We start from the raw sequence: 557 nt of genomic DNA, 5'->3' as shown, positions 1-557 counted from the left end.
TGCGCGACCCAGCCACTCGCCGGGATGCACACGCCCAGCGTCAGCAGATAGGCGCTGACGCCCCGGTTCAGGTCGACCGGCGCGACGCGGAAACTGTCCGCCATTTTGGGGATCGCGGGCACGATTACGGTAGCGTCGAGGTTCTCCATGAAGAACGTGCCGGCAACGAGCAGCGCCAGCATCGACAGCCGCCGCGATCCGCCTCTGGTCAAGGCGGATGCTTGGGAAGCCATGGGATAGTCTCCGGGTTTTGTTCGGGTGGGCCGGGGATCAGTTGAAGGTGCCGCGATACCGCTCGTCCGCATCGGAGCGGGTGTTGAACTCGATCATCACCCCGCCCGGTGCGCGCAGAAAGAAGCGCGAGCCCCGTTCATGATGGAACACCGGCGTTTCGGCGACGAAGCCATCGGCCGCGAAACAGTCGTGCAGGGCACAGACATCGTCATAGGTCGGCAATTCGAGGCCGATGTGGAACGACATCGGCCAACGGACGTCCGAGGGGTCGGTCGCCACGCATTCGCCAAAGGGGCGGTAGGCCTTGTCCGCCCCGATCGTCC

Annotated in this window: 1 protein-coding gene and 1 pseudogene; both read right to left on the bottom strand. The window is 65.0% G+C overall.

Going from position 1 to position 557, the window contains the following annotated elements:
- Positions 1-233, bottom strand: a pseudogene (locus AC58EF_RS28605) (hypothetical protein); the annotation flags it as partial.
- Between the two features lie 37 nt (positions 234-270).
- Positions 271-557 (bottom strand): VOC family protein (locus AC58EF_RS28600; RefSeq protein ID WP_497279759.1); only part of this gene is annotated, 287 nt, incomplete at its 5' end.

The organism is Sphingobium sp. WR1 (assembly GCF_059693745.1).
The sequence above is the reverse complement of the archived record's forward strand: the minus strand, read 5'-3'. Positions and strand labels throughout refer to the sequence as shown.